Source organism: Streptomyces sp. CB02366, assembly GCF_001905905.1.
Lineage (GTDB): Bacteria > Actinomycetota > Actinomycetes > Streptomycetales > Streptomycetaceae > Streptomyces.
Genome location: NZ_LIVT01000001.1, coordinates 604,183 through 617,782, shown reverse-complemented (window position 1 = coordinate 617,782; position 13,600 = coordinate 604,183). Strand labels below are relative to the sequence as shown.

The 13,600-nt window shown below is 74.9% G+C and carries 15 protein-coding genes; 7 read left to right on the top strand and 8 right to left on the bottom strand.

Annotated features, from left to right (window positions below; genetic code table 11):
* The first annotated feature begins 5 nt into the window (after positions 1-5).
* The 3 genes from AMK24_RS02645 to AMK24_RS02635 all read left to right on the top strand — a co-directional run bounded on the left by AMK24_RS02645 (position 6) and on the right by AMK24_RS02635 (position 2,325).
* On the top strand, positions 6-1,268 hold the full coding sequence (locus tag AMK24_RS02645) for a L,D-transpeptidase (protein WP_073764548.1): 1,263 nt from the start codon (positions 6-8) through the stop codon (positions 1,266-1,268).
* 218 nt (positions 1,269-1,486) lie between these two features.
* Positions 1,487-1,867, top strand: a complete 381-nt coding sequence (locus AMK24_RS02640) for a DUF1330 domain-containing protein (RefSeq protein ID WP_073764547.1) — start codon at positions 1,487-1,489, stop codon at positions 1,865-1,867.
* Between the two features lie 149 nt (positions 1,868-2,016).
* On the top strand, positions 2,017-2,325 hold the full coding sequence (locus AMK24_RS02635) for a hypothetical protein (protein ID WP_242434892.1): 309 nt from the start codon (positions 2,017-2,019) through the stop codon (positions 2,323-2,325).
* A 40-nt stretch (positions 2,326-2,365) separates the two neighbouring features.
* Here AMK24_RS02635 and AMK24_RS02630 read toward each other — a convergent pair whose 3' ends face one another.
* A complete protein-coding gene (locus AMK24_RS02630) occupies positions 2,366-2,815 on the bottom strand; it encodes an RDD family protein (RefSeq protein ID WP_073764545.1) in 450 nt (149 codons plus the stop codon).
* Positions 2,816-3,600: 785 nt separating this feature from the next.
* On the opposite strand from AMK24_RS02630, the gene gdhA reads away from it, so the two are divergent.
* Positions 3,601-4,986: an NADP-specific glutamate dehydrogenase gene (gdhA, locus tag AMK24_RS02625; RefSeq protein WP_073764543.1), complete on the top strand. Its 1,386-nt coding sequence runs from the start codon at positions 3,601-3,603 to the stop codon at positions 4,984-4,986.
* Positions 4,987-5,243: 257 nt separating this feature from the next.
* A complete protein-coding gene (locus AMK24_RS02620; RefSeq protein WP_073764541.1) occupies positions 5,244-5,666 on the top strand; it encodes a helix-turn-helix domain-containing protein in 423 nt (140 codons plus the stop codon).
* Positions 5,667-5,675: 9 nt separating this feature from the next.
* On the opposite strand, the gene AMK24_RS02615 is transcribed toward AMK24_RS02620, so the two are convergent.
* Complete coding sequence (locus AMK24_RS02615) at positions 5,676-6,590, bottom strand: alpha/beta fold hydrolase (RefSeq protein ID WP_073764539.1); 915 nt, start codon at positions 6,588-6,590, stop codon at positions 5,676-5,678.
* A 178-nt stretch (positions 6,591-6,768) separates the two neighbouring features.
* Here AMK24_RS02615 and AMK24_RS02610 point away from each other — a divergent pair, with 178 nt between their 5' ends.
* Positions 6,769-7,578: a TetR/AcrR family transcriptional regulator gene (locus AMK24_RS02610; RefSeq protein ID WP_079190397.1), complete on the top strand. Its 810-nt coding sequence runs from the start codon at positions 6,769-6,771 to the stop codon at positions 7,576-7,578.
* On the opposite strand, the gene msrA is transcribed toward AMK24_RS02610, so the two are convergent.
* Together msrA and AMK24_RS02600 are read right to left on the bottom strand one after the other, a co-directional pair.
* A complete protein-coding gene (msrA, locus tag AMK24_RS02605) occupies positions 7,515-8,180 on the bottom strand; it encodes a peptide-methionine (S)-S-oxide reductase MsrA (protein WP_073764537.1) in 666 nt (221 codons plus the stop codon). The two genes, AMK24_RS02610 and msrA, sit on opposite strands and share 64 nt — an antisense overlap.
* Before the next feature lie 96 nt (positions 8,181-8,276).
* Positions 8,277-9,380, bottom strand: coding sequence for a hypothetical protein (locus tag AMK24_RS02600; protein WP_073764535.1), 1,104 nt, complete (start codon positions 9,378-9,380; stop codon positions 8,277-8,279).
* Positions 9,381-9,613: 233 nt separating this feature from the next.
* Between AMK24_RS02600 and AMK24_RS02595 the strand changes: the two genes are divergently transcribed.
* A complete protein-coding gene (locus AMK24_RS02595; RefSeq protein ID WP_073764533.1) occupies positions 9,614-10,759 on the top strand; it encodes a cystathionine gamma-synthase in 1,146 nt (381 codons plus the stop codon).
* A gap of 70 nt (positions 10,760-10,829) precedes the next feature.
* Here AMK24_RS02595 and AMK24_RS02590 read toward each other — a convergent pair whose 3' ends face one another.
* From AMK24_RS02590 to AMK24_RS02575, 4 genes are all read right to left on the bottom strand, one after another.
* Positions 10,830-11,021: a DUF1059 domain-containing protein gene (locus AMK24_RS02590; RefSeq protein WP_073764531.1), complete on the bottom strand. Its 192-nt coding sequence runs from the start codon at positions 11,019-11,021 to the stop codon at positions 10,830-10,832.
* Between the two features lie 70 nt (positions 11,022-11,091).
* On the bottom strand, positions 11,092-11,349 hold the full coding sequence (locus AMK24_RS02585) for a hypothetical protein (RefSeq protein ID WP_073764529.1): 258 nt from the start codon (positions 11,347-11,349) through the stop codon (positions 11,092-11,094).
* A complete protein-coding gene (locus AMK24_RS02580) occupies positions 11,346-11,879 on the bottom strand; it encodes a sigma factor-like helix-turn-helix DNA-binding protein (protein ID WP_073765615.1) in 534 nt (177 codons plus the stop codon). Before AMK24_RS02580 ends, AMK24_RS02585 begins: the two co-directional genes overlap by 4 nt.
* 108 nt (positions 11,880-11,987) lie before the next feature.
* Positions 11,988-13,598: a fused response regulator/phosphatase gene (locus AMK24_RS02575; RefSeq protein ID WP_073764527.1), complete on the bottom strand. Its 1,611-nt coding sequence runs from the start codon at positions 13,596-13,598 to the stop codon at positions 11,988-11,990.
* Between the last annotated feature and the right edge of the window lie 2 nt (positions 13,599-13,600).

Genomic DNA, 13,600 nt, shown 5'->3' with positions numbered 1-13,600 from the left:
CGACGATGGAGAAGCGTGTGATGACGGACAGCAAGCGGCGCAGGGGCCTGGTGGCCGTGTCCGCACTGCTCGGTGGCGTGCTGGTGCTTTCGGCCTGTAACGACGACGACGGCGGCAAGACCAGCACCGGCAGCTCGGAGTCGTCGCAGCAGGAGGTGGACAAGGCCGCGGCCGAGGACGCCTCCGAGGCGCAGATAACGATCAAGCCGAAGAACGGCGCGACCAACGCCAGCATCAACAACGCGGCCCAGGTCACCGTCGCCAAGGGCAAGCTGACCGAGGTCGTCATGACCACGGAGGACGGCACCGCGGTCGAGGGCGCGCTCTCCGCCGACGGCACGAGCTGGAAGCCCTCCGCCCAGCTGGAGCGCTCCACCACGTACAAGATCGACGCCACGGCGGAGGACGCGAAGGGCCGCAAGGCCCACGAGAACAGTTCCTTCACCACCGTCTCGCCCGACAACAGCTTCATCGGGAACTTCACCCCCGAGGACGGCTCCACCGTCGGCGTCGGGATGCCCGTCTCGATCAACTTCAACAAGGAGATCACCGACAAGAAGGCCGTCCAGGCCGGCATCACGGTGAACTCCAGCAGCGGCCAGGAGGTCGTCGGCCACTGGTTCAGCGCCCAGCGCCTGGACTTCCGCCCGCAGGACTACTGGAAGGGCGGCTCCACCGTCACCCTGAAGCTGGCCCTCGACGGCGTCGAGGGCGCGGACGGCGTCTTCGGCGTCCAGCAGAAGACCGTGACCTTCAAGATCGGCCGCAACCAGGTCTCCACCGTCGACGCGAAGACCAAGCAGATGACGGTCACCCGCGACGGCAAGACGATCAAGACGATCCCGATCTCCGCGGGCTCCCCCGAGAACCCCACGTACAACGGGCAGATGGTGATCTCCGAGAAGCACAAGGAGACCCGGATGAACGGCGCCACCGTCGGCTTCACCGATGACGACGGCAAGGGCGAGTACGACATCAAGGACGTGCCGCACGCCATGCGCCTGTCCACCTCGGGCACCTTCATCCACGGCAACTACTGGGGCAAGGGCATCTTCGGCAACGCCAACACCAGCCACGGCTGCGTGGGCCTCGCCGACGTGAAGGGCGCGAACGACCCCAACGCCCCCGGCGCCTGGTTCTACGACAACTCGCTCATCGGCGACGTGGTCATCGTCAAGAACTCCCCGGACAAGACCATCACCCCGGACAACGGCCTCAACGGCTGGAACATGAGCTGGGCCGAGTGGACGGCCGGCTCCCAGGCCTGATCCGCCCCCGGACCTGACCCCCCCCGCAGGCCCGCCCCCTTCTCCGCACCACCCCCGTCCCCGCCCGAAGGCGGCGGCCCCGGAACACTCCGGGGCCGCCGCCTTCGGCGTGCGCGGGCACGTCCCCATGACCTCGCGGGTAATCGACGGCCTCCGCCCCGCCCGGCAGCATCACGGGTGTACCGAAGCCCCGCCCCGAGCGCCCGGAGGACCGGCCCATGACCGCGTACGCCATCGCCCACCTGCGCCCCACCGACAGCCCCGTCCACGACGAGGTGCTGAGCTACATCGAGCGCATCCAGGCCACCATGACGCCCTACGGAGCCCGCTTCCTGGTGCACGGCTCCGAGGTGGAGGTGGTGGAGGGGGTGTGGCCGGGCGGGTTGGTCGTCGTCGCCTTCCCCGGCGTCGAGGAGGCCCGCGCCTGGTACGCGTCCCCCGCCTACCAGGAGATCCTTCCGCAGCGCACCCGGCACCTCGTCGGCGACGTGGTGATCGTGCCGGGCGTCGGCCCGGAGTACGACGCCGCGGCCACGGCGGCGGCGATGCGGAACGCGCGGGACCGCGCGGCCGGGCAGGAGGAGCGCGGCGGCTCCTGAGGAGGTGCCGGGGCCCGGGCCGGCCGTCGGGCCGCGCGTCCCGGGCACACGCGGGCGGGCGGTCCGGGCGGGACGGCGCGTCGGGCCCGGCCGGCGCCTCGGGGGAGCCGGAGCGCCCGCCGGAACCGGGTCGTGGAACACTCCCGCACGTGCCTCACTGGATAACCCCGCGCCGCCTGGGCGCGACCGCCGTCCTGTACGCCGTCTTCGCCGGCGGCTGGTACCTGGGCCAGCCCCTTCCCCACGTCGGCTGCGAAGAGGAGGAGCCGCCGGCCGCCTCCACCGCCCCGGTCACGATCGGGGAACCCGGCGACCTCTCCGGCGGCCTCACCCGGGCGGCCCGCGACATCGGACAGGTCGTCACCCACGACTTCGTCTCCACCGACGCGGTCGTCGTGTGCGACCCGTACACGCCCCGCCCCCGCCTGGTGGCCTGGGCGACCGGCGACTGGCGCTGAGGACGCCCCCCGTCCGGCCCGGGGGACGCCGGAAACCGGCTCACCCCGTACGCCCCCGCACCGCCGCCCGGTAGGACCGCAGGTCGCTGCGGCGGACCTGGCGGACCCCCGCCAGGTCCCCGTGCGGCTCGGCGGGGCCTTTGCGGGTGCGCTCCGGGGGCCGGACCGCCGCCGGAGTCCTGAGGCGGCGCCAGGGCAGGCTCGGCAGCCAGAGCAGTCCGTACAGCCAGCGCAGCACCAGCGGACGGAAGCCCGGCCGCCCGGCGTCGGGCAGCCGGATCACCCGGACCCCCATGATCAGCTTTCCGGCGCTCGCCCGGACGGCCATCGTCAGCAGCACCTGGTTGGCGAACGACAGCGCGATCAACTGGACGGCCAGCAGGGCGACCGCCCGGCCCGTGCCGCCGGAGCCCACGCAGGACCGCACCAGGAGCCCGACGGCCAGCAGGCACAGGTAGCAGTCCAGGCCCACCGCCAGACAGCGCCGCATGTCCCCGGCGTCCTTGGGGACGCGCGGCTCCCGGAGGCCCCGCACGGGGTGCGGGGAGGAGCGGGCGTACGCCGGGAAGGACGCCCGGGCGGGCGGGTACCCGTACGGCGGGTCCTCGGAGGGCGGCCGGGGCGCCGGACCCCGGCGGGGCCGCTCGGCGCCGCCCCCGGCCCCGGACGCCCGCGCCTGATCAGGAGGCCGCCTCCTCCGACGCCCCCGTGGCTTCGACATGGGGGCCATCATGACGGATCACCGGCCGGGGTGTCCCTGTTCCCGACGGGTAACCCCGGTACCTCGGCGTGGATCTCCCCGTTCCCTCGCGGACGCCCCGCCTCGCCTCCCGGAGAGGCCGCCCGGGCCGCCGCCGATCTTCCTCCCGCGGCTCGCCGGGTGCCGGAGGGGCGCCCCACGCGTCGCCCAGGGACCTTTCCCGGGCCGCCCCGACATGTGATCTTCGTCACTGCGCCTCGTGCTGCCGGGAGACGGCCCCGAGCCGCGCGCGCCGCCCGGAACAGCGGCGCGGGGCCGGCGAGGGGTTCGGCGCGAGGGTCCGGGCGCTGAGCAAAACGGCTGATCATGGCCATCATGTGGATGGTCCTCGAAGATCATCGGGCATCCCTGGAGAATCGGTCCGTACGACGGTCCAGCGCGTCGCCCGGCCGGGCGACGGCCCCACGACCTCCCGACCCGGGGGTCCGCGGGGCTCCGGCGGGGGAAGCGGACCGGCGGCGCTCCGGGACGGGGGCGCCGAAGCGCACGAGCCGACCACGGAAGGTCTTGATCAGATGCCGGTCATCCCCCACTCGCCCGACTCCGCCCGCACGCCTGACGCGGCCCACCTCATCGAGCCGCTCTACGCCGAGATCCTGCGCCGCAACCAGGGCGAACGGGAGTTCCACCAGGCGGTCCGCGAGGTCCTGGAGACGCTCGGGCCGGTGCTGGCCCGCCGTCCGGAGTTCGTCGACGCGCGCGTCATCGAGCGGATATGCGAGCCCGAGCGCCAGCTGATCTTCCGGGTGCCGTGGTCGGACGACTCCGGCGACATCCACGTCAACCGCGGCTTCCGGGTGGAGTTCTCCAGCCTGCTCGGCCCCTACAAGGGCGGCCTGCGCTTCCACCCCTCGGTCAACCTCGGCATCGTGAAGTTCCTCGGCTTCGAGCAGATCTTCAAGAACGCCCTCACCGGCATGCCCATCGGCGGCGGCAAGGGCGGCTCGGACTTCGACCCCAAGGGCCGGTCCGACGCCGAGATCATGCGGTTCTGCCAGTCCTTCATGACCGAACTCCACCGCCACCTGGGCGAGTACACCGACGTCCCGGCCGGTGACATCGGCGTGGGCGGACGCGAGATCGGCTACCTCTTCGGCCAGTACAAGCGGATCACCAACCGCTACGAGTCCGGCGTCCTCACGGGCAAGGGCCTCGGCTGGGGAGGGGCCCAGGCCCGTACCGAGGCCACCGGTTACGGCACGGTCCTGTTCACCCAGGAGATGCTGCGCAGCCGCGGCGAGTCCCTGGAGGGCCAGACCGTCGCCGTCTCCGGTTCCGGCAACGTGGCGATCTACGCCGTCGAGAAGGCCCAGCAGCTCGGCGCGACCGTGGTGACCTGCTCGGACTCCAGCGGCTACGTCGTCGACGAGAAGGGCGTCGACCTCGCCCTCCTGAAGGAGATCAAGGAGACCGGCCGAGGCCGGATCTCGGAGTACGCGGAGCGGCGCGGCGCCCACGCCCGGTTCGTCCCCGGTACGGGGGTGTGGTCGGTCCCGGTCGACGTCGCCCTGCCCTGCGCCACGCAGAACGAACTCCACGAGCCCGACGCGCTGGCCCTCGTCCGCAACGGGGTCAAGGCGGTCGCCGAGGGCGCCAACATGCCCACCACCCCGGAGGCGGTCCGCGTCTTCCAGGAGGCGGGCGTCGCCTTCGCCCCCGGCAAGGCGGCCAACGCGGGCGGGGTCGCGACGAGCGCGCTGGAGATGCAGCAGAACGCCTCCCGGGACTCGTGGACCTTCGCCCACACGGAGGAGCGCCTCGCGGAGATCATGCGGCACATCCACGACTCCTGCCACACGACCGCCGAGCGCTACGGAAGCCCCGGCAACTACGTGGTCGGCGCGAACATCGCGGGCTTCGAGCTGGTCGCGGACGCGATGCTGGCGCAGGGGCTGATCTGACCGCGGGCCGGGGAGGCGCCTCCCCGGCGACCCCCGCCCCGCGGGGGCGGGGCCGCCCGTGCGGTCTCCCCCGCGCGGGGGAGGGGGCCGGTGCGCGAGGGTGACGCCCCGGCACGCCCGCCCGGCCGCCCCCCCCCGCTGGACCCGCCCCGTTCCCCAACGCCGCCCCCTGTCGCGGAACTTCGCCGACAGCAGATCCGCCCGGAGCGCAACGCCGGGCCCGTGCGTGGACGGTGCCGCGCTCCTAGGCTGGGACGGTGAGCATCCGAGCGACGAACCAGGCCCGCGTGATCCCCCTGCGCCCGCTCCCGACGGCGGCCGCCCCGGGCCCGAGCGGCGCCCCGCCCCGGGAGCCGCTGTGGCGGGACCTCGTGGGGCAGGTGCTGCGCGGCGAACGCAAGGCCCAGGGGCGGACGTTGAAGGACGTGTCCGACGCCTCCCGGATCTCCATGGCCTACCTCTCCGAGGTGGAGCGGGGCCGCAAGGAAGCCTCCTCCGAGGTGCTGGCCGCCGCCGCCCAGGCGCTCGGCCTGACGCTCGCCGACGTGCTGGCGCTGGCCGGGGAGCGGCTGGTCCGGCTCACCGCGGCCCGGACCCGGACCCGGTCCCTCGGGGCGTCGGGCGGACACCGGTCCGGGGCCCCGGCGGGTCCGATGGGCGGCGTGCTGCTGGCGGCCTGACCGGGGGCCTCACGCGAGGCCGCCCGGCCGGGCGGCGCGGTCCGCGAGCGCACGCACCTCGGCGGCGACGGCGGTGTGCCGCTCGCGGGGGATGTCGTGGCCGACGCCCGGCTGGAGGACGAGCCGCGCGCCGGGGATCGCCGCGGCGGTGGCCCGGCCGGCGGAGGGCCGGAGCAACGGGTCGTCCGTGCCGTGCAGCACCAGTGCGGGCACGCGCAGCGCGGCCAGGGAGGGGCCGTGCCAAGTCGCGCCGATCTGGCGGGACTGGGCGTCCGGGTCCGCGATGCCGGTGTCCACGTCGGCGGCGATCCGCTCCAGCGTCCCCGCCTCGTCGAACGGGTAGCCGGGCGACGCGCAGATCCGCGCCACCGCGATCCCCGCCGCGATCCGCGCCTCCCGGTCCCGGGCGGGCTTGATCCGGGCGAACTTCGCGAGCGTGCCGAGCCGCAGATGGCGAAAGGCGCCCACCCCGCCGACGTCGCTGGGCAGCGCCGCGGACGAGGTGAGCGTGCGCACCCGGCCCGGGTGGCGCAGGGCGACGCGCTGGGCGACGACCCCGCCCAGCGAGTGCCCGAAGAGGTGCGCCGACTCCCAGCCGAGCGCGTCCATGACGGCGACCGCGTCGTCGGCCATGTCCTCGGCCGCGTAGGCGGCGCCCCGCCCGGCGGCCAGGGCGGCGAAGGGGTTGCCCCGGACGGTGCGCTTCGGCAGCCGGGTGGACTCGCCCGCGTCCCGCTGGTCGTAGCGGGCGACGGCGAACCCGGCGTCGGCGAAGGCGGTGCACAGCTCCCCGGGCCACCAGTGCCGGGAGACGGCGAGGCCCATCACCAGGAGCAGCGGCTCGCCGTCCGCGCCTTCCCGGAGCCGGTCGTGGGCGATCTCGACCGCACCGTTGCGGGCGAAGCGGCGTTCGGTCCAGGTCATGGCGGACTCCTTCGGCGGGAAGCCGTGATCGGCCACGGCGGTCGGAACACGGTGGGCGGCGCGCCCGTCGGACGCGGCGACCCCCTACGGCGGACTCATACTGCGATCGATGTTCGCAGTATTAGACTACAGCCGGAACCCGGACCCCCACGGGGCCCCGAAGGGAAGGTGGCGGACCATGGCCGATCGAGAGCCCCGGCCGGCGACCGTCTGGTCACGTCCGGAGCGGGGGGCGCGCGGGCCCGCGCCCGAGCGCAGCCGCGCCCAACTGACCGCGGCCGCCGTCGCTCTCGCGGACGAGGAGGGGCTGGCGGCCGTGTCGATGCGCGCGCTCGCACAGCGGCTGGGCACGGGGCCCGCCTCGCTCTACCGCTACGTGGGGAGCCGGGACGAGCTGCTGGACCTCATGGCGGACGCGGTCGCGGCCGAGCTGGACCTCTCCGGGCCCCTCGGCGGCGACTGGCTGGAGGGCCTCGTCGGCCTGGCCCTCCAGTCCCGGGCCGCACACGTCCGGCACCCGTGGCTCGCCGACCTGAACGACCGGCGGGGCGAGGCGCTGGGCCCGCACGCGATCGACTACCTCGACCACGCGCTCGCCGTCCTGGCCCCCGCCCCCGGGTCCGCCGCCCGGAAACTGGAGGCCATCGGCCTTCTCGGCGCCCTGGCCGCCCTCTTCGCCCGCCGCGAGGGCCTGCCGGCGGGCGCCGACCCCTCCGCCCGGGCGGCCCGGCTGGCAGAGGCCGCCGCCGAGGGCCGCCACCCGCACCTGCTCGCCGCCCTCACCGCGGCGGGCGCACCGCCGCAGCCCTCTCCCGCCGATCGGGACGCCCTGTTCGTACGCCTGCTGCGGCGGCTGCTCCCGGCCGTGCTGGGCGCCGACGCGGTGGCCGAGCCGGAAGAGGGGGCGCAGGGGCGCCCGGGGGATCAGCCCCCGGCCGGGGCCACGCCGATCGGGCAGGAGACGCCCGTGCCGCCGATGCCGCAGTAGCCGCCCGGGTTCTTGTCCAGGTACTGCTGGTGGTACGCCTCCGCCGGCCAGAACGGGCGGTCCTGGGCGGGCAGGATCTCCGTGGTGATCTCCCGGTGGCCCGAGGCCGTCAGGACCTTCTGGTACGCCTCGCGGGACGCCTCGGCGGCCGCCGCCTGGGCGGGGGAGTGGGTGTGGATCGCGGAGCGGTACTGGGTGCCCACGTCGTTGCCCTGGCGGAAGCCCTGGGTCGGGTCGTGCGACTCCCAGAACAGCTTCAGCAGCTCCTCGTACGTGACGACGGACGGGTCGAAGACCACGCGGACCGCCTCCGTGTGCCCGGTCAGGCCCGAGCACGTCTCCTCGTACGTGGGGTTCTCCGTGTAACCGCCCTGGTAGCCGACGAGCGTCGTCCACACGCCCTCGGTCTGCCAGAACTTCCGCTCCGCGCCCCAGAAGCAGCCCAGCGCGAAGTCCGCCACCTCCAGCCCCTCCGGGTAAGGGCCCACCAGGGGGTTGCCGAGGACGGTGTGGCGGGAGGGGACGGTGAACTCGGGGACGGGACGGCCGCGCAGGGCCTGCTCCGGGGTGGGGAGCTCGGGGGTGCGACGGTTCAGGAACATGCGGGGGGCTCCTCCGGGGTCGGGGTTCGGTACGTACAACACGGGAGCGGCCGCCGGGATTCCGCAGCGGAAGCGTGGGAGTCGCCCCCCGGCGCCTCAGTGCGGCAGCGTCGCCGGACTGCCGCCGTTCGCCTCGTACCCCGCGACCGCCAGCGCCCGGTAGACCGCGTACTGCGCCGCCGGATCCGGCTCCGCCGTCCACGGCAGCGCGCCCACGTGGCCGTCGATGCGCACCAGCTGGTGCATCGCCTCCGACCAGCGCTCCATGTGCACCAGGAACAGCACCAGCAGATGGCGCACGTGCGCCGTCATCGGGTCGTCCGGGCGGGCCGCGTGCACCGCGAACATCGCGCCCCCGACCGCCTTGGTCACCACCTGGCTGCGGTAGAAGCCCTGCACGAGGTTGACCTCCGGCAGATGCTCGTACAGCGCGAACAGCGGCAGCGCGGCGAGCAGCGAGCCCTGCGGGGCGCGGGCGGCGGCGGCCGTCGCGAACGCCTCCGCGTCCTTGCGCGAGCCGTGCCACTTCTCGCAGTGGTAGTGCAGCGCCGCGATGTGCGCCCCCATGTGGGCGGGGGCTCGGTCGATGATCTTGGCCCAGAGCCGGTCGAACTGCTCCGGGGTGTAGCCCAGGCCCCGGGCCACCGCCAGCTCCACGATGTACGGGACGGGGTCGCCCGGCGCCAGCAGGGCCGCCTCGCCGCAGACCGTACGGGCCTCCTCCAGGATGATCCGGAAGTCGTCGCTCCCCGCCGCGGACGACCGCCACGCCTGCTGCACCAGGAACTCCGCGTGCACCGCCGCGCCGCCCGCGTCCTTCGGGGACTCCGCACGCCAGGCCCGCAGCCACGCCCCGCCGACCCCGGGCCGCTGCGCCAGCTCCAGCGAGGCCGCGCCCGCGAACGCCTGCACCCGCTGCCAGCGCACCTCGCCCTCCTTCGGCGTCCCCGCCAGCAGCTGGGAGGCCGCCCGCCACTGCTGGGTGCCCTGGACCACGGCGAGCACGTCGAGGAGGTCCTGGTCGGGGCCCGGCATCCGGACGTCCAGCTCCTCCTGGCGGGCGAAGCCGTACGCGTCCGGGTCGGCCGCGTCCGGCGAACCGGGGGCCACCTGGCGGATACCGCCCCGGCGGCGCATCACCCACGGGCCGATCACGGCGGCGAGCATGCACATCGCGAGCAGGAACAACAGAATCTCCATGGACCCATTGTCCCCGGAACGGCGAGTGGCCGGTAAGCGCCCCGGGGGAGCGCCCGGCCGCCCCGCGTGGACGGGCGGCGCCCGGCGCGGCCCTTCGCGGCGGCGCCGAGAAGCCCTGCCAGGAGCTCCGCTGCGAGGCTCCCCGGCCCCCCGCGGCGCACCGCACGGGACGCCACCCCCCGATCCACGCGGAATCGGCGGACACCCCCTCCCGACGAACTACGCTCGGGGCCATGAGCGACCAGCACAGCTTCGAGACCCTCGCCATCCACGCGGGGAACACCGCCGACCCCCTCACCGGTGCGGTGGTCCCGCCGATCTACCAGGTGTCCACGTACAAACAGGACGGCGTCGGCGGACTGCGCTCCGGCTACGAGTACAGCCGGAGCGCCAACCCCACCCGTACCGCCCTGGAGGAGAACCTCGCGGCCCTCGAAGGCGGCCGTCGCGGTCTCGCCTTCGCCTCCGGCCTCGCCGCCGAGGACTGCCTCCTGCGGACGCTGCTGACCCCCGGCGACCACGTGGTCATCCCGAACGACGCGTACGGCGGCACGTTCCGGCTGTTCGCGAAGGTCGCCTCGCGGTGGGGCGTGGAGTTCTCGGTGGCCGACACCTCGGACGTGGCCGCCGTACGGGCCGCGCTCACCCCGCGCACCAAGGCGGTCTGGGTGGAGACCCCGTCCAACCCGCTGCTCGGCATCACCGACATCGCCGCCGTGGCCCAGGTCGCCCGGGAGGCCGGGGCGCGCCTCGTCGTCGACAACACGTTCGCCTCGCCCTACCTCCAGCAGCCCCTCGCGCTCGGCGCGGACGTCGTCGTGCACTCCACGACCAAGTACATGGGCGGCCACTCCGACGTCGTCGGCGGCGCGCTGATCGTCGACGACCCGGAGCTGGCCGAGGAGCTGGCGTACCACCAGAACGCCATGGGCGCGGTCGCCGGACCGTTCGACGCCTGGCTGGTGCTGCGCGGCATCAAGACGCTCGCCGTCCGCATGGACCGGCACACCGAGAACGCGACCAAGGTCGCCGACCTGCTGACCCGGCACCCCAAGGTCTCCCGGGTCCTCTACCCGGGGCTGCCCGAGCACCCCGGCCACGAGGTCGCCGCCAAGCAGATGAGGGCGTTCGGCGGGATGGTCTCCTTCCGCGTCGCCGGCGGCGAGGAGGCGGCGGTCGAGGTCTGCAACCGGGCGAAGCTGTTCACGCTCGGCGAGTCCCTCGGCGGGGTGGAGTCCCTGCTGGAGCACCCGGGCCGGATGACGCACGCCTCCGCCGCGGGCTCCCCGCTGGAGGTCCCGGCCGACCTGGTCCGCCTCTCCGTCGGCATCGAGAACGGCGACGACCTGCTCGCCGACCTCACCCAGGCGCTGGGCTGACCCCCGGGGAACCCACGCAGGAGGGGCGTCCGCCGCGACCGTCGGTCGCGGCGGACGCCCCTTCCCACGTTCAGACGCCCACCCTCTCGTCCTCCAGCATGCCCCTGACCTGTTCGCGCAGCTCGGGACCGTCCTGGTGTCCATGGACCGACGCCGCGTGCTCGCTCGCGGCCCGGACGACCTCGTTCTCCTCACCGGCGATGGTGAGCGTGCAGTCCGTCTCGCTCGGATACTTGCGGCAGTCCGCGATCTTCCTGGTCACCACGGCCTCCTCGGCTCGTACGACGACCTTCTCCTCCAGCGTAGGCCGCCCGCCCCGGGGCCTCGACGGCTCACCAGCCCTCCAGCGGGGGAGTCACCTGGGCGGGCTCGGTCGCCCACGGCTGTTCGACACCGGCCCAGACGAGGACCGCGACGAGCACCGCCGCCAGCGACCAGGCCGCCGTCCGCTCCACCGCCCGGCGCCACCGCAGCCGCCGGCCGCCCTGCCGGACCGCCCGTGCCGCCAGGTCCGGCGGCAGCACCGGGTGCGGGCCGTCCAGCATCCGGCGGACCCGCTCCTCGCGCGGATCCCGGCGGTCCTCGCTCACGCCGTCTCCCGGGGGCCCGGGGCCGTACCGCGGGGGGCGGGGCGTTCCGTGCCGCCCCCGGCTGCGGACGCCGCGCCCCGTCCCCGCCCGGCCGACCGCAGCGCCGCCACCGCGCGGGCGCACACCGCGCGGACCCGGTCGCCCGGCAGCCCCAGGAGCGCCGCCGTCTGCTCCTCGCCGGCCTCCTCGTACATCCGCAGGACCAGCACCAGCCGTTCGAGGGGGGACAGCCGCTCCAGCAGCCCGCCGCGCGGCCGCTGATGGCGCCGGGCCTCCCGGGCGAAGCGGAGGACCAGCTCCCGGCGGGCCAGGTCGTAGGGGTCGCCGCCGTGCAGCCGGTCCCAGTCCGCGTACGTCCGCGCCAGCGCCGCGCGCAGCAGCCGCTCGGCCCGCGGATACGCGCCGGACGGCCGCGGCGGTTCGCCGGTGAGCAGCGTCGCCGTGTGCAGCAGACGGCCGCCCGCGCCCGCCACGAAAGCCTCGAACTCCAGGGCGCGGAGCCGGTCGCGGTGCTCAACCCGATCGCTCACCACCACATCGCAGCGCCGTCCCCCGGGCGCGGTCAAGAGGGGCGACGCGACCGGTTCGTACGCCGTGCGCCCCGCGCCTGCGGCGGGGCGCCGTCGAAGGGCCGCGCCCTAACCCGTCTCGTCCAGGTGCAGCGCGAGCAGCGCGATGTCGTCCTCCTTGCCCTCGCCGAACGAGTCCAGGAGGAAGTCGCAGAGGTCCTCCAGCTCCCGGGGACCGGAGACCGCCGCGTCGAGGAACGCGGTCAGGCTGTGGTCGAGGTCCTGGTTGCGCACCTCCACCAGCCCGTCGGTGATCAGCAGGAGCCGGGCGCCCGGGGCGACGGGGTGGGCGTGGGCCGGGGGGTGCGGGAGCCGCAGCCCCAGCAGCGGACCGTGGTCGGCGAGGTAGACGCCCCCGCCACCGGGGCCCAGCAGCAGCGGCGGGATGTGACCGGCGTTGGCGATGTGGACCCGGCCCCCGTCCGGCTCCACCAGCACCAGGCAGAGCGTCACGGTGAGGCCCGGCCGGGTGTACGAGAGCAGGGCGTCCAGCCGCTCCAGGACGTGGTGCGGCGGGTGCCCCTCCAGGGCGTAGGCGCGCAGCGCGTGCCGGATCTCGCCCATGACGGTCGCCGCGACCAGCGAGTGCCCGGCCACGTCGCCGATAGCCAGCAGCAGCCCGGCCGGGGTCTGCAGCGCCTCGTAGAAGTCGCCGCCGATCTCCGCGTGGTCGGAGGCCGGCCGGTAGCGGACGGCGAGCGTCGTGCCGGGGGCGTCGGGCAGCCGGTCCGGCAGGAACGTGCGCTGGAGGGCCAGCGCGAGGGCGTGCTCCTCGTTGAAGGTGCGCAGCCCCTCCAGCGCCAGCGCGCAGGCGTTCACCAACTGCTGGAGCAGATCGCGTTCGTCGGAGGTACGGGCCGCGGCGGCCGGGACGGCGACGCAGACGGGCGGCCGGTCGCGCTTCGTCCGGGTCACCACCACGACGACGTCGTCGTCGATCGGGTCGAGCGGCAGCAGCGCCTTCCAGCGCTCCCGCGAGACCGTGACGACCTCGGTGCCGGTGGAGCCGCCGAGGGCCGGGGAGGCCAGCCGGTCCAGCGGCTCCGCCAGCGCGGGCAGGGTGGCCGGTTCGGCCTCCGGGCCGGCCGCGTGGCTGTGCACCGGCCGGCCGTCGGGGCTGAGGAGGATCGCGGTGGCCGGCCCGGACATGAGCGAGGCCGCTCCGCCGGTCGCCGCCGCGCAGAAGTCGGCGAAGCCGACGGCCCGGTAGACGTCCAGGGTGGCCCGGTTGAGCGCGGCCAGCCGCAGGGTCAGACGCTCCGCCCGGCGGCGGGCCCGGGTGTAGCGCAGGGCGGCCGTCACCGTCGCCAGGAACTCGTCCGGGTCGATCGGCTGGTCCAGATAGGCGTCCGCGCCCCGGCTCAGCCCCTCCGTGTGGTCCTCGGCGTTGACCGCGACGGCCGAGACGTGGACCACCGGCAGGAAGGTGGTGCGCGGGTCGGTCTTGATCCGCTCGCAGACCTCGAAGCCCGACATGTCGGGGAGCTGCACGTCGATGACGGCCACCTCCGGCAGCGAGCGGCCCGCCTCCTCCAGCAGGGCCAGCCCCGCGGAGCCGTCGGCCGCGCCCAGCACCGTGTGCCCGGCGCGCGTGAGCCAGCTCGTGAGGATGTAGCGGTTGGTCTCGTCGTCGTCGATCACCAGGACGGTTCCCGGCGCGCTGTCGCTCTGCACGGTCATGG

What these genes read in the sequence shown, in the direction of transcription:
- AMK24_RS02645 (WP_073764548.1), top strand. Translation starts at nt 6, where the DNA reads ATGGAGAAGCGTGTGATGACGGACAGCAAGCGGCGCAGGGGCCTGGTG.
- AMK24_RS02610 (WP_079190397.1), top strand. Translation starts at nt 6,769, where the DNA reads ATGGCCGATCGAGAGCCCCGGCCGGCGACCGTCTGGTCACGTCCGGAG.
- msrA (WP_073764537.1), bottom strand. Translation starts at nt 8,180, where the DNA reads ATGTTCCTGAACCGTCGCACCCCCGAGCTCCCCACCCCGGAGCAGGCC.
- AMK24_RS02575 (WP_073764527.1), bottom strand. Translation starts at nt 13,598, where the DNA reads ATGACCGTGCAGAGCGACAGCGCGCCGGGAACCGTCCTGGTGATCGAC.
- AMK24_RS02640 (WP_073764547.1), top strand. Translation starts at nt 1,487, where the DNA reads ATGACCGCGTACGCCATCGCCCACCTGCGCCCCACCGACAGCCCCGTC.
- AMK24_RS02600 (WP_073764535.1), bottom strand. Translation starts at nt 9,380, where the DNA reads ATGGAGATTCTGTTGTTCCTGCTCGCGATGTGCATGCTCGCCGCCGTG.
- AMK24_RS02595 (WP_073764533.1), top strand. Translation starts at nt 9,614, where the DNA reads ATGAGCGACCAGCACAGCTTCGAGACCCTCGCCATCCACGCGGGGAAC.
- AMK24_RS02615 (WP_073764539.1), bottom strand. Translation starts at nt 6,590, where the DNA reads ATGACCTGGACCGAACGCCGCTTCGCCCGCAACGGTGCGGTCGAGATC.
- gdhA (WP_073764543.1), top strand. Translation starts at nt 3,601, where the DNA reads ATGCCGGTCATCCCCCACTCGCCCGACTCCGCCCGCACGCCTGACGCG.
- AMK24_RS02630 (WP_073764545.1), bottom strand. Translation starts at nt 2,815, where the DNA reads ATGCGGCGCTGTCTGGCGGTGGGCCTGGACTGCTACCTGTGCCTGCTG.